19 protein-coding genes are annotated in these 18,726 nt (G+C 64.9%); 11 read left to right on the forward strand and 8 right to left on the reverse strand.

Annotated elements, in window-relative coordinates; translation table 11 throughout:
- Window positions 1-5: 5 nt before the first annotated feature.
- On the reverse strand, window positions 6-548 hold the full coding sequence (locus L880_RS0120735; protein ID WP_027477307.1) for a hypothetical protein: 543 nt from the start codon (window positions 546-548) through the stop codon (window positions 6-8).
- 42 nt (window positions 549-590) lie between these two features.
- A complete protein-coding gene (locus L880_RS0120740; RefSeq protein ID WP_027477308.1) occupies window positions 591-1,343 on the reverse strand; it encodes a hypothetical protein in 753 nt (250 codons plus the stop codon).
- Window positions 1,344-1,545: 202 nt separating this feature from the next.
- Between L880_RS0120740 and L880_RS0120745 the strand changes: the two genes are divergently transcribed.
- Window positions 1,546-2,328 (forward strand): hypothetical protein, encoded by a 783-nt coding sequence (locus L880_RS0120745; RefSeq protein ID WP_157463006.1) that lies wholly within the window; start codon window positions 1,546-1,548, stop codon window positions 2,326-2,328.
- A gap of 45 nt (window positions 2,329-2,373) precedes the next feature.
- On the opposite strand, the gene L880_RS0120750 is transcribed toward L880_RS0120745, so the two are convergent.
- Window positions 2,374-3,501, reverse strand: coding sequence for a hypothetical protein (locus L880_RS0120750; RefSeq protein WP_157463007.1), 1,128 nt, complete (start codon window positions 3,499-3,501; stop codon window positions 2,374-2,376).
- Between the two features lie 268 nt (window positions 3,502-3,769).
- Between L880_RS0120750 and L880_RS0120755 the strand changes: the two genes are divergently transcribed.
- Window positions 3,770-4,396, forward strand: coding sequence for a pyridoxamine 5'-phosphate oxidase family protein (locus L880_RS0120755; RefSeq protein WP_027477311.1), 627 nt, complete (start codon window positions 3,770-3,772; stop codon window positions 4,394-4,396).
- An 87-nt stretch (window positions 4,397-4,483) separates the two neighbouring features.
- On the forward strand, window positions 4,484-4,825 hold the full coding sequence (locus tag L880_RS0120760; protein WP_027477312.1) for a hypothetical protein: 342 nt from the start codon (window positions 4,484-4,486) through the stop codon (window positions 4,823-4,825).
- A 24-nt stretch (window positions 4,826-4,849) separates the two neighbouring features.
- Here the strand turns inward: L880_RS0120760 and L880_RS0120765 are convergent, their stop codons facing one another.
- Window positions 4,850-5,752, reverse strand: a complete 903-nt coding sequence (locus tag L880_RS0120765; protein ID WP_027477313.1) for a LysR family transcriptional regulator — start codon at window positions 5,750-5,752, stop codon at window positions 4,850-4,852.
- Window positions 5,753-5,890: 138 nt separating this feature from the next.
- On the opposite strand from L880_RS0120765, the gene L880_RS0120770 reads away from it, so the two are divergent.
- Together L880_RS0120770 and L880_RS0120775 are read left to right on the forward strand one after the other, a co-directional pair.
- Window positions 5,891-6,439 (forward strand): carboxymuconolactone decarboxylase family protein, encoded by a 549-nt coding sequence (locus L880_RS0120770; RefSeq protein WP_027477314.1) that lies wholly within the window; start codon window positions 5,891-5,893, stop codon window positions 6,437-6,439.
- 118 nt (window positions 6,440-6,557) lie between these two features.
- Window positions 6,558-7,442 carry an HD-GYP domain-containing protein gene (locus L880_RS0120775; RefSeq protein ID WP_027477315.1) on the forward strand — a complete coding sequence of 295 codons (885 nt, stop codon included), beginning with the start codon at window positions 6,558-6,560 and terminating at the stop codon, window positions 7,440-7,442.
- A gap of 95 nt (window positions 7,443-7,537) precedes the next feature.
- On the opposite strand, the gene L880_RS0120780 is transcribed toward L880_RS0120775, so the two are convergent.
- Complete coding sequence (locus L880_RS0120780) at window positions 7,538-7,879, reverse strand: hypothetical protein (protein ID WP_027477316.1); 342 nt, start codon at window positions 7,877-7,879, stop codon at window positions 7,538-7,540.
- 510 nt (window positions 7,880-8,389) lie between these two features.
- On the opposite strand from L880_RS0120780, the gene L880_RS33025 reads away from it, so the two are divergent.
- Together L880_RS33025 and L880_RS0120795 are read left to right on the forward strand one after the other, a co-directional pair.
- Complete coding sequence (locus L880_RS33025) at window positions 8,390-9,217, forward strand: restriction endonuclease (protein WP_051443477.1); 828 nt, start codon at window positions 8,390-8,392, stop codon at window positions 9,215-9,217.
- A 343-nt stretch (window positions 9,218-9,560) separates the two neighbouring features.
- Complete coding sequence (locus L880_RS0120795) at window positions 9,561-10,409, forward strand: DUF3800 domain-containing protein (RefSeq protein WP_027477317.1); 849 nt, start codon at window positions 9,561-9,563, stop codon at window positions 10,407-10,409.
- Between the two features lie 389 nt (window positions 10,410-10,798).
- On the opposite strand, the gene L880_RS0120800 is transcribed toward L880_RS0120795, so the two are convergent.
- The gene (locus tag L880_RS0120800) at window positions 10,799-11,863 is read right to left on the reverse strand and encodes an AbiJ-NTD4 domain-containing protein (protein ID WP_027477318.1); all 1,065 of its coding nucleotides are present in this window, start codon (window positions 11,861-11,863) and stop codon (window positions 10,799-10,801) included.
- A 380-nt stretch (window positions 11,864-12,243) separates the two neighbouring features.
- Here L880_RS0120800 and L880_RS0120805 point away from each other — a divergent pair, with 380 nt between their 5' ends.
- The 4 genes from L880_RS0120805 (at window position 12,244) to L880_RS0120825 (ending at window position 17,286) form a co-directional block, all read left to right on the forward strand.
- The gene (locus L880_RS0120805; RefSeq protein WP_027477319.1) at window positions 12,244-13,242 is read left to right on the forward strand and encodes a LysR family transcriptional regulator; all 999 of its coding nucleotides are present in this window, start codon (window positions 12,244-12,246) and stop codon (window positions 13,240-13,242) included.
- A gap of 144 nt (window positions 13,243-13,386) precedes the next feature.
- Window positions 13,387-14,985 carry an AMP-binding protein gene (locus tag L880_RS0120815; RefSeq protein ID WP_027477320.1) on the forward strand — a complete coding sequence of 533 codons (1,599 nt, stop codon included), beginning with the start codon at window positions 13,387-13,389 and terminating at the stop codon, window positions 14,983-14,985.
- Window positions 14,986-15,006: 21 nt separating this feature from the next.
- On the forward strand, window positions 15,007-16,230 hold the full coding sequence (locus L880_RS0120820) for an acyl-CoA dehydrogenase family protein (protein ID WP_027477321.1): 1,224 nt from the start codon (window positions 15,007-15,009) through the stop codon (window positions 16,228-16,230).
- Between the two features lie 60 nt (window positions 16,231-16,290).
- Complete coding sequence (locus tag L880_RS0120825) at window positions 16,291-17,286, forward strand: tripartite tricarboxylate transporter substrate binding protein (RefSeq protein ID WP_043330136.1); 996 nt, start codon at window positions 16,291-16,293, stop codon at window positions 17,284-17,286.
- 21 nt (window positions 17,287-17,307) lie between these two features.
- Here L880_RS0120825 and L880_RS0120830 read toward each other — a convergent pair whose 3' ends face one another.
- Together L880_RS0120830 and cobJ are read right to left on the reverse strand one after the other, a co-directional pair.
- Window positions 17,308-17,688 (reverse strand): (2Fe-2S) ferredoxin domain-containing protein, encoded by a 381-nt coding sequence (locus L880_RS0120830; protein ID WP_043330138.1) that lies wholly within the window; start codon window positions 17,686-17,688, stop codon window positions 17,308-17,310.
- A complete protein-coding gene (gene cobJ, locus L880_RS33030; RefSeq protein ID WP_084461486.1) occupies window positions 17,685-18,716 on the reverse strand; it encodes a precorrin-3B C(17)-methyltransferase in 1,032 nt (343 codons plus the stop codon). Before cobJ ends, L880_RS0120830 begins: the two co-directional genes overlap by 4 nt.
- Window positions 18,717-18,726 lie beyond the last annotated feature (10 nt).

An 18,726-nucleotide genomic window follows, 5' to 3' on the forward strand; every position in this document is an offset into this window, starting at 1 on the left:
TGGACTCAGTGGGCAGACTCCCAGTCGGCGTAGGGCTTCCAGCGAACACGGCTGAGGCTGTCGCGGATGAAGCGATCAACCACCTCTTGCTGCAAGGGCCGATAAGTGATTTCGGCGACGACGGCTGAGCGTTCGTGAACGTAGGCATACCGCAAGAAGCGAGTCCCATCGGACTGCTCGAACAGGCTGAAGATCTCGGCCTCAAATCGGTCCACTTTGCGGCGCTTCATCGGCTGAAGCAGCCTCATGTTGTGAGCGCTACCGTAGTTGCGCTGGTACTGGGCTTCGTTGTCGAGTCGCTCGCGCATCAGTTCGGCCCTCTGGTCTTTGGGCTCAGGCGGACCTTTGAGCCGGACACAGCTCACCACGGCCTCCATGCCCTCCAAGCCCGTGGCCAGCTCGATCGAGTCTGGGACGGTTGACCACGTGGCAGGCAGCGGGATCGTGTAGCAGGCAGTCTCTAGGTTGGCCGCATTCACGCAGGCAGGCCAAACCACCGCGAGGGCGGCAAGGGGCTTCACCAACAAGGCATAAAAGGTCTTGCGCATGGGTTCAGGGTTCTTATCAAGTGGGACGTCGGCGCCGCCTGGTCACGGCTGACGCTGGTAGCTGACACCGTCAAAGAAATAGATCTGATCGCTCCAGGGCGGCACGCCGCCCACAGGCTTGCCGTCAGGGCCTTCGGTCCACGACTTCTGTCGCTGGCGCAGGTCGCGCAGGCCGTGGTGCCCAGCACCGGGCTGGACGACCAAAATCGAATGGCTGAGCGTCGCCGGAGCGCAGTCGTCGTTGCAGTCTCGAAAGTCAGAACGCTCGTCGACAGTCATCTCAAAGACGCGCCGCAGCCGGCTGCCGTCGAAATGGTAGAGCCACAGGTACACGAAGCGGTCATTCATCTGGGCGCCCCGGTTGCGGGTGCTCAGCCGCAGCCCAAGTGTCAGACCGCTCTCCACGCGTTCGGACAGGACAAAGCGCGTGTTGTCAAAGCGCAATGCCTCCAACGGTCCCTCAAGGCTCGGGCCTGCTGACACTTGCTGTCGCAACAGGGGCTGCCCCTCCAGCTGCAACTCGAGCACAAGCCGATCACCCTGTCGATCCTTGGCACCGATCCAGCAGGCACGGGCCACAACGTTGCGCCCCTGCCATGGGAAGTTCTGCACGGCAGTGAGGGGATCGGCGTCCGCCGATGACGGGGGGCACGCCGGCTCCAGCGCTGCACCTGCAGCCCCGGTGGACTGGGCCCAAGCCGACGAAGCAGCGGGCACCACGGCAAGCAAGGCAGTGGCCAATGCGAGCTGAAAAAAGAAAGAAAGGCGAGAAAGGTCGCAGAGGGATCGGATCATGACTGTAGAGAACCCTTCGGGGTTTTCGTCGATTTGAATCGGCCAACGAAGTATCGCCGCTCGCGGTCGTCCGGCCCGGCGCGGAACACCACGGTCTGCGCCAGCGCCAGCAGGCCTGATATGTGCGTGTGCCATGCAAAAGGTCGGATATAACGAAAGGGCGTGTCATGGCTCAACCACGCGACCGCCAACCAAGCCCTTCATGACCATCCAAGCCACCACCCCATCCTCAACCCGTCGCCATCCCGCCCTTCGCTGGGGCGCATGCCTCGCCATGCTGGTGCTCACGGCCGGCTGCAACTCGCTGCCGCATGACTTTTCGCCGGAACTCGACTGGGCTCCGCTGCTGGAGGGCAAGGCCGACCTTCAATTCAAGGGCGTGGTGATACCGGCCCCGATGATGGCCTCAGCCGGTTCGACGCAGAAAGTGACGCTGCAGCCATCCTGGCGCCGCGCGGAGTGGGGCAGGAACGACTTCAGCACCTGGGCCATGCCGCTGGTGGGCAGCCTGGTGCAGTCGGGTGCGTTCAAGGTCCGGGCGTTCCCCGCGCCCATGGGGCCGATGAATCAGATGCTGGAGGCGGTGCTGTTCATGCCGTCCACGCGCCCCGACATCTTGCTGGCGATGCCGGATACGCTGCCGGCGCAGGACCAGCTCTTGAGTGGCCAGGCCGGCAAGGGGCAGGACGGCATCCGCAAGATCCTCGAAAAGCATCGCCTTTGGTTCGTCCCCGCGCTGATCGACTACTGCCCTGGGGCCCCTGCCCCGGCGGACTGCGCCGCGGCGCGCGCCGTGGCCTCTCAGATCAACAACGCTGTGTTGGTGACCCGCCTGATTCCGGATCGCGACGACCTGGTGGTGGTGGCCGATGGCAAGGTGTGGGCCCTCGGCAAAGCCCGCCAGATCAGCGCCGGCGGCAAGAACTTTGAACTGGTGCCGGTCGCCTCCGAGCCTGGCATGCTGGAGCTGCGCCTGTCGCGCTGACCCCACGGCCGGACGGCGTCTTGCCGCGAGAGCGGCAACGCCGCCTCACAGCTTGACCCGCTTCAGCACCACAATCCCAAAAATGCCGGGCCGCTCCCCCACATCGGTCTGCGGCGTGTCTGGGCCTGCCTGCATCAGGCGGGCCTCCAGCAGAACGACCAGGTACTGCCCATCGGCGCCAAAGAACATCCCACGAGCCCTGTAGGTGGGATCGCTCAAGCCATGTTGATCCGGTTGCTCAGGCTGGATGTAGTGGCAGTCTGCGTCGTAGCGGCACTTCTGGATCTGGCCTTGGGCATTGACGTAGCCCTGCGTCAGCCTGAAATGGGTCAAGCCGCCAAAGCGCTGCGCTGGCGCGCTGGGGGTTTCATCCACCTGGCGCTTCACAGGCAGGCGGAGCGTCTCGGTGCCCCGCTCAGTTTCGACCTTGATCTGCAACATGCCGCTGAGCTGGTTCTCCAGCGTCAGCTCCACCTGGGCGTCGTGCACCTTGGCTTTTTCTTGCCGCAGCCATTTGTTGTAGCTGCCATAAACATTGCGCAGCAAGCTGGCCGATTCGAGCACAAAGCGCACGCTGCCTTTGTCTGACACATCACTCCAGGGCGTGACCTTGCCGGTCAGAAAGCGCAGGTATTGCTTGGGGTCGGTGTTGGCCTTGTAGCGGCGCTCCAGTGTTTCTTGCCCCACAACCACCCACCAGGGGTGTTCAAGCTTCAGATCGGTCGCGACCCGGTTGCCCAAACGGCAGCAGCGGGGCGAGCCCTGGGCAAAGCGCCCCCACCAGAGTTCACCGGTCTCGCCCCAACGGCCCTGCTCTGCAGCGGTGATCGGGCTCAGGTCCATCATCGAATCCTCTGGCCGGGCGGGCGGGCCCGCAAGGCGCCACAGCCGAAACCCCTGCAAACCACCCTCTGAAAAAGCCGCCGTCATGCCGTCGTTGCTGAGCTGGCTTTTGAGCGGGTCAAAGTCGGGCTCACCGCTGGGCAACACGGTGTTGAGCGTCATCACCGACTGGCCACAGGCCCAATCGATCTTGGCTGGCGCTTTCAGCAGCCACTCGGTATCGGGCTTGCGTGCCTCGCAGGCGATGACGGGGGCCGGCTGGGCCAACGCCGCAGGCGCCCCCATCCACTGGGCGGCCCAAAACAGGCCGCAAGCCAACATGACTCGCATAAAGGGTTTCCTCCTGGTGTTTTGTGTATGCGAATGATGCCTTGTTGAGCACCATGAACACCGACAATTTGCGCGAACCTCATGCCCCCTGGGCCGTGCGCCGAAATCGCCCTTTTGTGATCCTGCTGCCCTGGGTCCGGCTGATCATTCCGCGCAACGGAAGACAGCCTTCGGCTCGATGGGCGTTCTGCTTTCTGGCCAGACCAGCCACAGTTCATGCACCCGCTGCACTGTCTGGCAGCCAAGAACACACGAGGGGATCCCCCACATGAGCCGCGCCTACTCCGACATCGCTTTCACACCCGCCGTGCGGGCCATGCAGACCCGCATGGGCAGCCGGTCGGCCTACGCTGCGTTCGACCACGCCGAAGACCGTCGCCACACGCTGACCGAGCACGAAGCCGGGTTCATCCGCGAACGCGATGGCTTCTACCAGGCCACGGTCAGCGAGACCGGTTGGCCTTACGTGCAGTACCGGGGCGGGCCAGCCGGCTTTCTGCAGGTGCTCGATGCCAGCACCCTGGCCTACGGCGACTTTCGCGGCAACCGGCAGTACATCAGCGTGGGCAACCTGGGCGGCAACGACCGCATCTCGCTGATGCTGATGGACTACGCCAGCCGCCAGCGCCTGAAGATCCTGGGCCGCGTGCGCCTGGTCAGCGAAGCCGAAGACCCGGCGCTGCTCGCACGGCTCAGGGTGCCGGGCTACCGCGGCCAGATCGAGCGGGCCTTCGTCATCGACGTTGAAGCCTTCGACTGGAACTGCCCGCAGCACATCACGCCACGCTTCACCGAAGCCGAGATCGAGCAAGCCGTGCAACCCCTGCGCGACGAGCTTGAGCAGCTGCGCCAAGAGCTGGCCCGGCTGCGGGCGGCCTCAGCGCAACAGCCCTAGCCCACCCCGGCCACCCAACCCCACCGCCCCGGTGCGAGGCCACCGGGGTGGGCTTGCCCTTCGCGCCTCAACCCCAGGAGTTTCAACATGCACATCAAGCAAATGCTCACCAAGGCCCGGTCCGACGCCGCCATCACCCCTGTCGAGGCACGCGACGCGATGCTCGGCTGCTTTGTCACCATCCACGGCGAGACGCTCAAGCGCGGCGCCGCGCTGCTGGGCAAGCCCCTCAGCGACGAGCAGGCCGAGCACCATGCCACCGTCATCATGAAGGGCCTGCTCGGCCCCCAGTGGGACCGCCCGACAAAAGCGGCCCTCGCCGACGCGCGCATCCGCATGGATCAGAAGATGAACTTTTCGCAAGCGCCACAGGATCTGCAAGACCTGCACGAACAGGTCTGCAACCTGATCGTCAGCAAGACGGCCTGAGCCCTGCCTGAGACCGCCGCCGCCTCAGGCGTGCGGATCCAGGCGCTGGCGCAGCCGCTCCAGCGCCAGATCGATGAAGGCACGCGCCTTGTGCGAGGCGTGCCGCCCCTCGCGGTGCACCAGATGCACCGGCAGCGGGGCCAACTCAAAGCGCTCCAGCACCCGCCGCAATTGCCCGCGGCGCACCAGTTCATCCACCTGGTAAGACATCAGACGCGTCAGGCCGAAGCCCTCCACGGCAGCGGCAATCGCTGAATCATTGGTGGTGGTCAGCATGCGTGGCACCACCCGCACCGACCGCAACTCCCCCTCCACCTTGAAACGCCACTCGGGCGCGGGCGTGACCGCATTGGCAGAGATCAGCGTGTGGCTGGGCAAGTCCTCAGGCTGCTGCGGCTCGCCGTGGGCATCCAGGTAGCTGGGGGCGGCGCAGATCACCCGGCGCACGCTGCCGACCCGCACGGCCTGCAGCGACGAATCGGGCAGCTCGCCAATGCGCACGGCCACATCCACGCCCTCGTCCGTCAGGTTCACGACCCGGTCCATGAACCAGCAGGCGGCGGTGACTTCGGGATAGCGCTGCAAAAACTCGGTGACCACGGGCGTCACATGCAGCGCACCGAACAGCACCGGCGCAGTGACCGTCAAGCGGCCGCGCGGTGCCCCATGCAGGCCGCTGACCGACTCATCGGCCTCGGCCAACTCGGCCAGGATGCGCCGGCAATCTTCCACATAGCGCGCACCCGCCTCGGTCACCCGCACCACCCGCGTCGTGCGCGTCAGCAGGCGGGCGCCCAGGTGGGCCTCCAGCTCGCCGATGGCCCGCGTGACCGCCGGCGGGGAGATGCCCAGCTTGCGGGCCGCGCCGGCAAAGCCCCCCACATCCACCACCGCCACAAAGACATTGATCAGGTGCAGTCGATCCATTATTCCTCCGTTCGTAATGGTGAATTGGATATGGAGGTGATTCTAATCATCCACCGATTCAACGACAGTTCATCCACCCGCTGCGAACCCAGCGGGTACCCCAACTGAACCACTCTTTCAACACTTTGGAGATTGAACATGTCCCGCCTCAGCATCCCTACCGTCGAGCAATCCCTGCCTGCCAGCCAGCCTCTGCTGGCCGCTGTCGAAAAGCAACTGGGCGTCGTGCCCAACCTGATGAAGCTGGTCGGCCACAGCCCTGCCGGGCTGGAAGGCTATCTGTCGCTGAACGGTGCCCTCAACAAGGGCAAGCTCAGCCATGCGCTGCGCGAGCGCATCGCACTGACCGTGGCCGAATTCAATGGCTGCGATTACTGCCTGTCGGTGCACAGCTACCTGAGCGCCAACGTCGCCAAGCTCAGCCCCGCAGAGATCGACGCGGCCCGCGACGGCCGCTCGGACGACCCGCGCACCGCCGCGGCCCTGCACTTTGCACGCCGTGTCGCCGAATCACGCGGCCGCGTGTCTGACGCCGACCTGGCCACCCTGCGCGCCGCCGATTTCGACGAAGCCGCCGTGCTCGAGATCGTGCTGAACGTGGCCCTCAATGTGCTGACCAACTACGTCAACAACGTGGCCCAGACCGACATTGACTTTCCGGTGGTCACCGCCCGGCAAGCGGCCTGATCGCCATCGGGGCCCGGCTTTCAACGGCCACGGCCCCTGCGATCCTTTCAACGCGCCGCGGGCCCATCCCACACCTTGCGGCACCCCACCCAAGCCACCCACCGCGACTTGCCCCACCATGAGCCACCCCATCATGACCGCCGCCCACCCCGAAACACAAGACCTGCGCCAGGCCTTGCTGGCCAGCCTGCTGGTCTCGGCCTGGATGGTCGAGGCGCGCGACCCTTACACGGGCGGACACCTGTGGCGGGTGGCACGCCTGGCCCACGCGCTGGCCCTGCAGTCGGGCAGCACGCCGCGCGAGGCCAGCCGCATCGCCATCGCAGGCTTTCTGCACGACCTGGGCAAGGTCGGCATCTCCGATGCCATCCTGCGCAAGCCGGGCCCGCTCAGCGATGACGAGTTCGCGACCATCAGAACGCACCCCCGGATAGGCGCCCGCATGCTGGCCGGCCACCCCCTGGCCGGCCTGGTCGTGGCCGTGATCCACCACCATCACGAGATGCCCAACGGCAAGGGCTACCCCATGGGCCTGACCGACACCGAGATTCCGCACGACGCCCGCCTGGTGGGCCTCTGCGATGCCTTCGATGCCATGACCAGCGCACGCCCCTACCGAAAGGGCATGCCCATCGCCCAGGCGCTGGACATCATCGAATCCGAGCTGGGGCAGCAGTTTGATCGGGCCCTGGGCGCCACCTTCGTGCAGATGGGCCGCGCCGGGGTTTTTGACGGCATCGTCGGCCACAGTGACGAAGGCACGCCATTGCAGCATTGCCCGGCCTGCGGCCCGACGCTGGTCCGCACGCGCAGCAGCCGCGCCGGTGACCACTTTGGCTGCCCCGCCTGCACCGGCCGCTTGACCTGGACCGACACCCAGCAAGGGCTGCGCGCCCTGCCGACCGGGGAACCCGCGTCAGCGCAAGAGCTGGAGCCCGGGCTGGACCGGGTGCAGATCGAAACGCTGGTGCAGGAATGGGGGGATGCGATGGATGGCGCATGACCGCAGCACCAACGCCGCAACGGCTGCCAGCGATCAACCCTCGCCGGTGCCCGGCAGCAACCGAGCGATAGGGATCGATCGGCTTGGGCAGGCCCTCAATCCCAGCGGAAGCCCTGGTCCTGCATGTAGACGTTGCGGACGCCCTTGCACCAGTCGAGCTTGAACTGCTCAGAGCCGTAGTTCTCCCAGGTCACCCGAAACGGCACCACGCAGTCGCCGCTGTCGCTGTTCCAGTCCATCGAGGCCGATTCGCCAGGGCGGATCTTTTCACCCTTGTTCAGCCAATTCTTGCTCCACTGCCCATCCTGGTAGGTGGAGAAGCCAACAATGTTGTAGCCAGCCGCCTTGTTGTGCAGCTTGAATGCGTACTCGCCCGCCCAACTGCTTTGAGACAGCAGAACCGCCAATGCCAAGGCCGCGGTTTTGAAATGCTTCATGGGATGCTCCTCTGTTTGCTGAAAAATGTTTGCAAATGTTAGCCAAACAACGAGGGGACTTTTGCTGCAAGACGAGGTCAGCCGCCTCAAGGAAGCCCATCAGGCCCAGGCTTGCATCAACAGCCTGCTGTCTCCGCATCAGCATGCCGCCGCGCGAACGGCCCGAAGAGTTCAACGTCACGCCTGGAGACCTGCGGGTATTGGTTCGGGTGACGCAGGCGGGGGTGGAAAGGCGGGCGGGGGCTGTGGAGGCGGCTATTGGGGTGTTGAGGTGGGTTGAGGGGTGACGGCTTTGCAGCGGTTGCGGTCGGTGGCGCAGATCAATTGGCTGACGGATACCGACCATGAGCAGCCGGCTACGAACAAACGGTCCCGAAACGGATAGCATCTAGATCGATGGCGGAGCCGCGAAACTCTTACACAGGAAGCTGACCTACTCGAGGTTGCCGATCTTCTCGCCGCCGAGCTTCGAGGCAGGGCACACACGACATTGCCCGTTAAGGTGAATAAGTGATTGATCATCCCTACCCTCCTGATTGGAGAGAACTGCAGGCAGGTGTTTGCCGGCTATTCTGCGAAATCGGCCTAAACGCAGTCATTGAGAAGACATTGACTACCCCCAGGGGAGTAGTTGAGGTCGACGTGTATGCCGTCGATGAAGCGAGCGTTGACAAGATTCAGTACATCGTCGAGTGCAAGAACTGGCAGGAGGCGATCCCTAAAGCTGTTGTTCACGCATTTACCACGGTGATGCATGAGACAGGCGCCAATCTCGGATTCATCGTGTCGCAGAAGGGGCTACAGTCGGGCGCGGTAGCGTATACCAATAACACCAACATAGTTGGACTCACCTACCTCGAATTGCAGCAGCGCTACATGCCAGTCTGGTGGGATCGCTACTTCTGCCCCCTTCTTGGCGACGCAGCTGATGTGCTGATGGACTACGTCGAGCCTTTCAACAGCACACGGTCCAGGAAACTGGGCACCATGTCCGATAAGGATATAGACCGGTGGCGCAACCTTGTCGCGAAGTACGGTGAATTCGGTGCAACCTTGAGTTTCTTCAACATGGGGCGCTATCAGAACTTACGTGAGAACCCCGGGTCAATGGGGTCGCTGCTCGATGTGCCTTCAAACGTGGAGGAATTCCGGTCGCGGCTGTTGCGCGTGATATGCCGACACCATGAGTTCACGTCAGAGACATTCCGAGAACTCTTGGAGGAGCTACGACAGGTGCTAGCAGCGGCGGTCCAGGAGTTCCTTGATCTCTTCGGGGAAGACATATTTCGCGACGAGCGAGAGTCTGCCGCTGTCGCCAACTGTCCAGCCACCACATAAACGGCTAGCTGGGAATACGGCAATTTGAAGTATGGGTTGGGTGCCCATGTTGGGGGGCAAGCGCCGCAAGCAACAAGAGCATGAAATGAGAGTCGCCAACCTCAAGATCGAGAGATTTCGAGGTGTGCGCTCTGCATAAGTCCGGTTTGGAAAGTATTCGGTTCTTGTTGGAGGCAACAACACCGGCAAGACGACTCTCATCGGAGCACTGACCGGCTTGAAATGCACATCGAGGTCCTGGCGGGCCTACCAGTCGGACTGCTACAGACAGACAACGCGCCCGTTGACGGCACGTGAGAATGCACAAGAGGTGAGCGATTTCGCTCAATTGGCAAGGAGCCACATGGTCATCGCAGAAGCGTTCTTCGACGAAAGTGGCACGAACGACGACGCCAAGAACCTTTGCATTGGGGGCTACGTCTTCGAAGGAGAGTCGTCGGCCGCGTTTGAGGCGGAGTGGAAGCGCATGCTTCAGCGCTTCGATCTGCCGTATTTCCACATGCGCGAATTTCGGCAGGACGGCAAAGGCGTGTTCAAGCACCTGTCTGTTGACCTGCGGAAAGCGTCGCTCGATGAGGCAATCAAGATCATCGAGAAGCACGCGACCTGTGGGTTTGCATTTTCCGTCGACAAGGAGCATTTCGGCAATGTCGTCGCGGGCAGCCCGTGGACGCGGGAATATTCCTTCCTCGTTAACCAAACCTTCTATGGCATTGAGGACAGGTTCCGAGGTCGCGACGCGGGCTCTGTGAACTATGTATTTGAGAACGGGGCCGAGGGGTGGGGCGAAGCAGAGAAGGTGTTCAAGGAGACGAAAAAGCAGCCTGAGCTGGAGGCGAAGTACCGGCTTGGCGAGTTTCGCCGAGAGACAAAGGACGGGGCTGTGCAACTGCAGGCGGCTGACCTGCTGGTGTGGTCGACGCTGCGGGAGCGGCGCCGGATTGATGAAGGCCAGAAGTTAGGCAAGCACCTGGAATTCAAGCGCCTGACAGGTGTGCACCTCTACGTGCACCATTGGGACGGCGAAGCAGGAAACATGATCCGCTGGGTGCGGCAGGTCATCGGCAACGACCCAGCGTTCTTGGAATGGCTCCTGCCATTTGCGACGCCAAAGTTCTTGACTTGGCTGAAGGCAAGTGGCCCCGCTGCGGTGAACTACTTTCGAGCCGTGTTCAGGAAGGAGGAGGGGTAATCCGCCTACGGGCAGATGCGATTCTCCAAGAATGTGACCATCGTCTGCGGTGCGCGACCTCGCATTCAGTGACCGCTCGCCGCGATTGATCGGACACTCGACCTTCGATGCCGACTGGCTGCAATCAGCCTGAAGCCGTCCGACAAATGTCGGCAGGCAACTCTGCAGCGGTTGCGGTTCTCTGCAGCAGATCGCCGAGCTCACGGTCATGGTCAGGAAGCCGTTATCAGGTCGCGCGGCTACGTACCGGCGGCGATGACCACAGTCGGGGGCGGAGCAGCTGTCCAAGACGGTCGGGCTGCCGATCACCGTCTCAAGCTTCAGCGAACATCTGCTGCGTCGAGGGTTTAACAGATGCTCTCGACCCGGAGCGGTCAGCCGCTAGCAGGTCAAGATGACTTCAGTCGGCGGGCCATTGTTCGAATCCATGACATGGCGGTCTCGATAGCCCAGTCGGTCTGCGGCAGTGTTAGGGTCGGCATAGGCTGATCGCCTGGTCCATGGCCCACCGCGTTGCGAACCTTGATGAAGTAATCCTTCAGCATCTCGCCTTCCCAAACGTCAAGGAAGCCGTGATCCTTCTTCATCAAGTTGTCGATATACTGCGCCGCACCGCGCTCTGTGCCTCTAGTCCATCCTTTCTCGGCCGAGATGATCTTGATAGTGCTCTCTAGCGCCTTGGCTGCATAGAACGCGGGGTCCTTACCGTTGCTGTCACGCTGGTCCAGAGCCTCCTTCATGTCGATATCGACGTTCGACCACTTGGGGTCAGAGACCAGAGTCCAGAACGGCTTCGAGATTTGGTGCTCCACGAGCTGGTCAGTGGCGAACTGGATGAAGCCGTTGTGGTAGTTCAGCGGCGCGCCAGCTCGCCGGAAGCGCTCATTGAGTTCCTCAACCTTCGCATTGAAGGCATCGTTGACGGCCTTGTTTCTGGCGATTACGCCTTCAGCTGGGTCGCCCGGCAAACGCAGGCCACGACCTTTTGCCCTGGCCGCATTGATGCTTGCTTCCTGGATTTCACTGGGCAGGAGGTAGTTGATCGCTGCAATCTCGCTGCCGCGCTTGCGCATCACCAACTCGACCAAGCTGATGCGGGCCTTGATGTATACGTCGGGGTCCCACGAGTCATCGAATGGGCCGGTTAGGAACTGCTCGAAGACGTACTCGTATGAGTACCAGCCGCTGGTCGGGATGTCTGTACCGAACGCATTCTTCTGGGCGTAGGAGTAGTAGCGAGGGGCAAGCTCCTTGCGCCCGAGTTCGTTAGCCAACTGATCGTGCAGTTCCTTGTACTTGGCGACGTTGGGTGCGATTTCCTTTCCATCGCGCCAGTACGGATAGACCTCCTTGATGAGGTTGTAGATCTGCGTCAGCAGGCGGCGCTCCGGATCGCCAAATGTGGACCAGATCAGCTGGTCTTTGTACCTGTCTGCAAAGATGTCGGTCAGCATATTCTCAATCCTTCCTCCCTGAGTCGCGTCGATGTTAAGCGAGCGGTCGCCGAAGCCTTTGGTGCACGTCCGGCACTGATCCATTCTCTGCGACTAACCGCTTCGGGTCGATCTGCGACGGTCGCGTGGCGCGATAGCGGTCAATCGAACAGTTCGCATGTGAGCATCGGGCGAGACGACTGCTTCCAGGGGCGGAGCCGCCAGCCAGGCCTTCCCAAGTCGTTCGGCCGCTACTGACAACAGCAGTCATTCGGCGTACCAAGCTCGAACGTCTGAGATCAGCCTGAACCAGCCCCCCAAACCAGCGCCGTTCCCACCGCTGTCGGCCCCCTCACCCCACTTGATGCAAACTCCCCCCACCTGACCACAGCCCAGCCCCCATGGACCTCCGCGCCCTCCGCTACTTCATCACCGTGCTCGAAGCCGGCAGCCTGTCGCGGGCGGCCAGTTCGCTCTACATCGCCCAGCCCGCGCTCACGGCGCAGATCAAGAAGCTGGAGGCCGAGCTGGGCGCGCAGCTGTTCGAACGCTCGCATGTGGGGGTCACGCCCACGCCGGCCGGGCAGCAGTTGTATGAGGATGCCCGCCGGCTGCTGAGCGATGCGGCGGCCATGCGTGAGCGCATCCAGCGCATGCCGCAAGAGCCCGAGGGCTCGGTGACGTTGGCTGTGCCGTTTCTGCTGTCGTCGCTGCTGATGGGCCCCCTGCTGGCCCGGCTGAAGGCCTCGCACCCGCGCATCCGGGTGTTTGTGCTGGACGATCTGAGCCTGATGGTGAAGAAGGCCATGCTGGACCGGCGGGCCGACATCGGCATTCTGGTGGACACCGCCCAGGTGGACGGCTTGCACTGCCGAGCGCTGGCCCAGGAGTCGCTGTACCTGTGTGGCTACGACCCAGAGGGGCGTGTCTTTCCCCTGCTGCAGGCGCCCGAGGGCAGGGGCGGCAGGGTCGGCGATAGCGGCAGGAGCGACAGGCCCGCCCGGCCCCTCATCGATTTTTCCGACGCCGCTGCGCTGCCGCTGGTGCTGCAGTCGCGCCGGTACTCGATCCGCCAACGGGTGGAGGAGGCGGCCAGCGCGCGTGCCGTGGCGCTGAACGTGGTGCACGAACACGACTCGGCCCGCGTGATCCGGTCGCTGTACGCGTGTGGCGCGGGCTTCACCTTCACCCCGGCCTGCGCACTGGGCGACGCGCCGGCCGCCAGCAGCGACTGGCTGGTGGCCCGCGTGATCCACCCCGAGATCGAGCGCCGCTATGCCCTGGCCACCGCAGCCGATCGTGAAGTGAATGCGGTGATGCAGGTGGTGATGGACGCGCTGCAGGCCGTGGTGCGGCAGCTGGTGGCCCAGGGGCGCTGGGAGGCCCGAATCCCGGGCTGAGGCGGCCCCTGGCGGGCGCAGCCAGCCCATCAGATATTTTGATACCTCCCCATCAGCAATCGGTATTTCCCTGATACCCCCGTCTTCTGGAACAGTGCCCCTGCCCCGCTCATGCAGAGCGGGAGCTGCATTTCAGGAGACAGCATGACAAGCCATCCCCCCCTGGCCGGGCGCCAGGTTCTCAATGTGGGCGCCCTGGTGGCGCGCAGCGCCCGCGCCCATGCGCAGCGCACCGCCGTCAAAAGCCCCAGCCGCAGCGTGAGCTATGCCGAGCTGGAGCAGCGCTCGAACCGGCTGGCCAATGCGCTGCTGGGCCTGGGCCTGCAGCGGGGCGACCGGGTGGGCCTCTACCTGCCCAACTGCGTGGAGATCGTCGAGATCGAGATCGCCTGCTACAAGGCCGGGCTGGTCAAGGCGCCCTTCAATGCACGCCTGTCTCCTGCCGAGGTGGGTGCGGTGGCCGCCAATGCCGATGCGGCCGTCATCATCACCACGGCCGACCGGGCACAGGCCATCGAGCCGCACCTGCAGCAGGCGCTGCCGGGCCGGGCGCCCATCGTGCTGCTGACCGATGACCCCACCGGCACGGGCTACGAGGCCCTGCTGGCCCGTGCCAGCGACCGATTCACCCCGGTGGCCGTGCAGGCCGACGAGGTGGCGGTGCTGCACTACACCTCGGGCTCGTCGGGCGTGCTGAAGGCGGCCATGCAGACCTTTGGCAACCGGCTGGCACAGCTGCGCAAGTTCCTGATGCGGGCCGATGCCCAGCAGGCCGGGCACATCCTGGGGCTGGTGGGGCCGATCACCCACGCCTCGGGCATGCAGATCGTGCCCGCGCTGTGCCAGGGCGTGACGATACGGCTGTTCAATGGCTTCGAGCCGGCGCGTTTTCTGGCCGACATGCGGGCCGACCGCGTGACGCACACCTTCATGGTGCCCACCATGATCAACATGCTGCTGGCCGAGCTGGAGGGGCACTACCGCCCCCTGCCCGATCTGCTGCGCCTGGGCTACGGGGCGGCCCCCATGGCCCCTGCCCGCATCCTGAAGGCCATGGATGTGTTCGGGCCCATCCTGCAGCAAGGCTATGGCGCGGGCGAGACCACCTCGGGCGTGTGCGGGCTGTCGGTCGAAGACCATCTGTTTGCCCGCGCCGCCCGGCCCGATCGCCTGGCCTCGTGCGGGCGGCCGTTTCTGGAATGCGATGTGCAGATCGTGGGCGACGACGGCCAGCCCGTGGCGCCGGGCGAGATCGGCGAGATCGTGGTGCGCGGCGACGATGTGTTTGCCGGCTACTGGCGCGCCCCCGAGCTGACGGCCGAGGTGCTCAAAGATGGCGCCTACCACACCGGGGACCTGGCCCGCATGGATGAAGAAGGCTATGTCTACATCGTGGACCGCAAGAAGGACATGGTCATCAGCGGCGGCTTCAACGTCTACCCCTCCGAGGTGGAGGCCGTGCTGTACCAGCACGATGCGATTGCCGATGCCTGCGTGTTCGCCGTGCCTGACGAGAAATGGGGCGAGGCCGTGGCGGCCCATGTGGTGCTGAAGCCGGGCCGCGACGCGGGCACCGAGCTGGGTGCCGCCATCGACGCCTTCTGCGCCCAGCACCTGGGGGGCTTCAAGCGCCCCCGGCGCATCGAGTTCGTGCCCACCCTGCCCAAGAACCCCAACGGCAAGGTGATGCGCCGCGCCGTGCAGGCCCCCTACTGGGAAGGCCGCGCCCGGATGGTGAACTGAAACAGACCCCGAATGGCCACCATGAACCACAACACCCCATCCTCACACACCGCCCAACCCGCCCCCCTGTTTGCTGGCGTGCCCTTTGAGGGCTCGCCGCAGGCGGCCGAGCTGATCACCCGCATCAACGACTACCTGTACGGCGAGTTGGCCACGCTGGCCCAAGAGCACGGCATCGACCACGAGCACGGGCCCGACAAGGACCTGCTTCGCCGGGTCTGGAAGCGCTCGCAGGCGCTGGGCTTCTACGGCATGACGCTGCCGCGCCAGATGGGCGGCCTGGGCCTGTCGGTGCTGGACCACGTGCTGATCAAAGAGGCCATCTACGCCAGCGGCTCGCCCTTTGCACCCCATGTGTTCGGCGAACTCAGCGGCCCGCCGCGCGTGGGTGCGCTGGCCCGCGTGGCCACGCCGTTCCAGCTGGAGACCTTCATCACCCCCGTGGCGCGCGCCGACAAGGCCATCTGCTTTGCGCTGACCGAGGCCGAGGCCGGATCAGACGCCGGCAATGTGCAGACCCGGGCCGTCAAGGTGGGCGACCATTACGAGATCACCGGCGAGAAGCGCTTCATCTCGGGCTCACCGTTTGCCGACTATGCCGTGCTGATGGCCTCCACCGCCACCGACCCGGCCCAGCGCGAGGTGTCGGCCTTTTTTGTCGATCTGCACGCGCCGGGGGTGCGGGTGGTGTCGGGCTACAAGACCATGGCAGGGCAGACCAGCACCGGCAACATCGTGCTCGAAGGCGCACGCGTGCCGGCCACCCACCTGATCGGCGAACCGGGCCGGGGCCTGGCGCTGGCCCTGGGCCGCATCACCGTGAACCGGCTGCTGCACTGCCCCGCCATGCTGGGCCTGGCCCAGGTGGCGCTGCGCGATGCGCGCGAGCACGCCCTGCGGCGCAAGCAGTTCGGCCGCGCCATCGGTCAGTTCCAGGCCGTGCAGCACCTGCTGGCCGACATGGCCACCGACTGGGCGGCCGCGCGCGGCCTGATGCTGGCCACCGCGCGCCAGATCGACGCCGGTGGCGAGCCCCGGGCCGAGGCCTCGATGGCCAAGCTGTTCTGCTCCGAGGCGGCCTTCCGCATCGCCGACCGGGCGGTGCAGATCCTGGGCGGCGAGGGCATCGTGCAGGGCAGCCGGGTGGAGTTTCTGTTTCGCATGCTGCGCATGTACCGCGTGCTCACCGGCACCAGCGAGATCCAGCGCAACACCATCGCCAAAGAGCTGCTGGGCCAGCCCTGAGCCTTGCGGCCACGGTGCCGTGGTGAAGCCGACAAGAACAGACAATGGAGACAAGTCATCATGAATGCGATCCCCTGCCCCCCGCTGCGCCGGCGCGCCTTTCTGGCTCAGGCCGCCGCCCTCGGTGCCCTGCCCCTGGCAGGTGCACGGGCCGCCGCGCCCTGGCCCAGCCGGGCCATCAAGTGGGTGGTGCCCTACCTGGCCGGCACCGGGCCCGACACCACGGCCCGCATCGTGGCCGAGGCCGCCGCCAAGGCCTTGGGCCAGCCCGTGGTCATCGACAACCGGGGCGGCGCGGGCGGCAACCTGGGTGCCCGCCAGGTGGCCAAGGCCCCGCCCGACGGCTACACCTGGATCTACTCGGGCTCGCCCATGGCGGCCAGCATGCGCATGTACAAGTCGCCGGGCTATGACGTGTTCAAGGATTTCCGACACGTGATGGGGCTGACCAGTGCCGACACGGTGATCATCGTGCAGGCCGACTCCGACATCCACACACTCGATCAGTTGCTGAGCCGCATGCGGGCCCAGCCCGGCAAGGTCGACTACGCCTCGGGCGGCACGGGCACGCCCTCGCACCTGGGGGTGGAGATGCTGCTCAACGTGGCCAAGGTGCAGGCGCTGCATGTGCCCTACAAGGGCGCCTCCGAGATCGTGAACGCCGTGCTGGGCCGGCAGGTCAGCTTCGGTGCCCCGATCAGCACGGTGGCCTACGCCAACATCCAGGCCGGCCGCCTGCGCGCGCTGGCCACCACCGGCCCGCGGCGCAACCCCAAGCTGCCCAACGTGCCCACCCTGGCCGAGGCCGGCGTGCCGGGGGTCGAGCTGACCTCCTGGGGCGGCGTGTCGGTGCCCAGCGGAACACCCGATGCCATCGTGGCCCGGATTCACGCCGCCCTGGAAACCGCGCTCAAGCAGCCACAAGTGATCGCGGCCCTGGAGGAACAAGGCGGCCAGGTGCTGCCGCAAGACAGCGAAGCCTTCACGCGCGCCTTCAGCAAAGAGATGGCCTTCACCGAAGCCATGATGAGCAAGGCCCGACTGGAGCCGATGTAGCCGATATAACTACCGAAGGCCCTAGGCCTGATGGAACACCAGATCCTCCACCCGCCGCCCCTGCACCAGGTGCTCTTCGATGATGCGGTCCATGTTCTCGGGGGTGACGTTGTAGTACCAGGTGCCGTCGGGTTGCACGCAGAGCACGGGGCCGCCCTTGCAGGCGGCAAAGCAGCTCACGCGGCTGCGCTTCACACGCAGTTCGCCGCTGTCCAGGCCGGCGGCCTTGAACTTGGCGCCCAGGCTGTCGTACAGGTCTTGCGATTCGCCGCCGGGGCTGCAGCGGGGGCCGGTGCAGATCAGCAGGTGGCGCTTGTAGCTGCCGATCTTGGGTTTGACGACGGCGGGGCTGCTTGCGTCAAGGGCTGGGATGGTGGCGTCTTGGTCGGTGGGGCTGCTCATGCTTCGCTTTCTTCGGCGGGGGCCGGGGTGCTGGGCGCTTCGGGCGGGTGTTGCAGGGTGTCGCGGATGTAGTCCGCCGGCAGCCGGTGCAGCGCGGCCAGGGCTTCGATGCTGACGCCGGCCTGGTGGTCGGCTTGCAGCGATTCGAGCCAGCCCAGCAGGCCGGTGGAGAGGGATCGGCCGGCTTTTTCGCCGGCGCGGGTGCTGCCGCCGTCATCCATGTCGTATTTGTTGGCGTAGCCGCGCGGGGTGACCATCAGGCCGTGGCGCACAAAGGTGTTACTGTTGCCGATCAGCACGGTGCTGAGCATGCCGATGTCGGCCTCGGCCATCTGGTCGAGGGTGGTGAAGACGATGTTCTCGCGGCGGCGGTAGGCGCTCTTGACGATGGCCACCGGGGTGTCGGCGCGGCGATGGCGCAGAAACAGGCGCTGCGCCTCGACGATCTGGCGCGTGCGCCGGCCGCTCTTGGGGTTGTACAGGGCCACCACAAAATCGGCCATGGCCACCGCATCAAGCCGGCGGGCAATGGTGGGCCAGGGGGTGAGCAGGTCCGACAGCGAGATGGCGCAGAAATCGTGCGTGAGGGGTGCGCCCACGCGGGCCGCGCAGCTGTTGAGGGCCGAGGCACCGGGCACGATCTCGAGCTGCACTGGGTCGTCGGGCGTCCAGCCGGCCTGGAACAGCACCTCGTAGGTGGGGCCGGCCATGCCGTACACGCCGGCATCGCCCGAGGAGATCAGCGCCACCTTCTTGCCGGCGCGGGCGCATTCGAGCGCGCTGATGGCGCGGTCCAGCTCTTCGGTCATCGACTTGCGGATGATCTCCTTGCCCTCCAGCAGGTCGGCCACCAGCTTGATGTAGGTGACATAGCCGATCACCACGTCGGCCTCGGCAATGGCCGAGCGGGCGCGCGCCGTCATGTGCTCAACGCTGCCGGGGCCGATGCCCACCAGCATGATCTTGCCGGTGCCTGTGCTGCTACCTGTGCTACTACCAGGTTCGGTGGGGGTGGGTTCAGGGTTCATGGTCAGGGTT

It is taken from the genome of Curvibacter gracilis ATCC BAA-807 (assembly GCF_000518645.1).
Lineage (GTDB): Bacteria > Pseudomonadota > Gammaproteobacteria > Burkholderiales > Burkholderiaceae_C > Curvibacter > Curvibacter gracilis.

Excerpts from the sequence above, each read along its gene's own strand:
- L880_RS0120735 (WP_027477307.1), bottom strand. The coding sequence starts at position 548 with ATGCGCAAGACCTTTTATGCCTTGTTGGTGAAGCCCCTTGCCGCCCTC.
- L880_RS0120740 (WP_027477308.1), bottom strand. The coding sequence starts at position 1,343 with ATGATCCGATCCCTCTGCGACCTTTCTCGCCTTTCTTTCTTTTTTCAG.
- L880_RS0120745 (WP_157463006.1), top strand. The coding sequence starts at position 1,546 with ATGACCATCCAAGCCACCACCCCATCCTCAACCCGTCGCCATCCCGCC.
- L880_RS0120750 (WP_157463007.1), bottom strand. The coding sequence starts at position 3,501 with ATGCGAGTCATGTTGGCTTGCGGCCTGTTTTGGGCCGCCCAGTGGATG.
- L880_RS0120755 (WP_027477311.1), top strand. The coding sequence starts at position 3,770 with ATGAGCCGCGCCTACTCCGACATCGCTTTCACACCCGCCGTGCGGGCC.
- L880_RS0120760 (WP_027477312.1), top strand. The coding sequence starts at position 4,484 with ATGCACATCAAGCAAATGCTCACCAAGGCCCGGTCCGACGCCGCCATC.
- L880_RS0120765 (WP_027477313.1), bottom strand. The coding sequence starts at position 5,752 with ATGGATCGACTGCACCTGATCAATGTCTTTGTGGCGGTGGTGGATGTG.
- L880_RS0120770 (WP_027477314.1), top strand. The coding sequence starts at position 5,891 with ATGTCCCGCCTCAGCATCCCTACCGTCGAGCAATCCCTGCCTGCCAGC.
- L880_RS0120775 (WP_027477315.1), top strand. The coding sequence starts at position 6,558 with ATGAGCCACCCCATCATGACCGCCGCCCACCCCGAAACACAAGACCTG.
- L880_RS0120780 (WP_027477316.1), bottom strand. The coding sequence starts at position 7,879 with ATGAAGCATTTCAAAACCGCGGCCTTGGCATTGGCGGTTCTGCTGTCT.
- L880_RS0120795 (WP_027477317.1), top strand. The coding sequence starts at position 9,561 with ATGGTCATCGCAGAAGCGTTCTTCGACGAAAGTGGCACGAACGACGAC.
- L880_RS0120800 (WP_027477318.1), bottom strand. The coding sequence starts at position 11,863 with ATGCTGACCGACATCTTTGCAGACAGGTACAAAGACCAGCTGATCTGG.
- L880_RS0120805 (WP_027477319.1), top strand. The coding sequence starts at position 12,244 with ATGGACCTCCGCGCCCTCCGCTACTTCATCACCGTGCTCGAAGCCGGC.
- L880_RS0120815 (WP_027477320.1), top strand. The coding sequence starts at position 13,387 with ATGACAAGCCATCCCCCCCTGGCCGGGCGCCAGGTTCTCAATGTGGGC.
- L880_RS0120820 (WP_027477321.1), top strand. The coding sequence starts at position 15,007 with ATGAACCACAACACCCCATCCTCACACACCGCCCAACCCGCCCCCCTG.
- L880_RS0120825 (WP_043330136.1), top strand. The coding sequence starts at position 16,291 with ATGAATGCGATCCCCTGCCCCCCGCTGCGCCGGCGCGCCTTTCTGGCT.
- L880_RS0120830 (WP_043330138.1), bottom strand. The coding sequence starts at position 17,688 with ATGAGCAGCCCCACCGACCAAGACGCCACCATCCCAGCCCTTGACGCA.
- cobJ (WP_084461486.1), bottom strand. The coding sequence starts at position 18,716 with ATGAACCCTGAACCCACCCCCACCGAACCTGGTAGTAGCACAGGTAGC.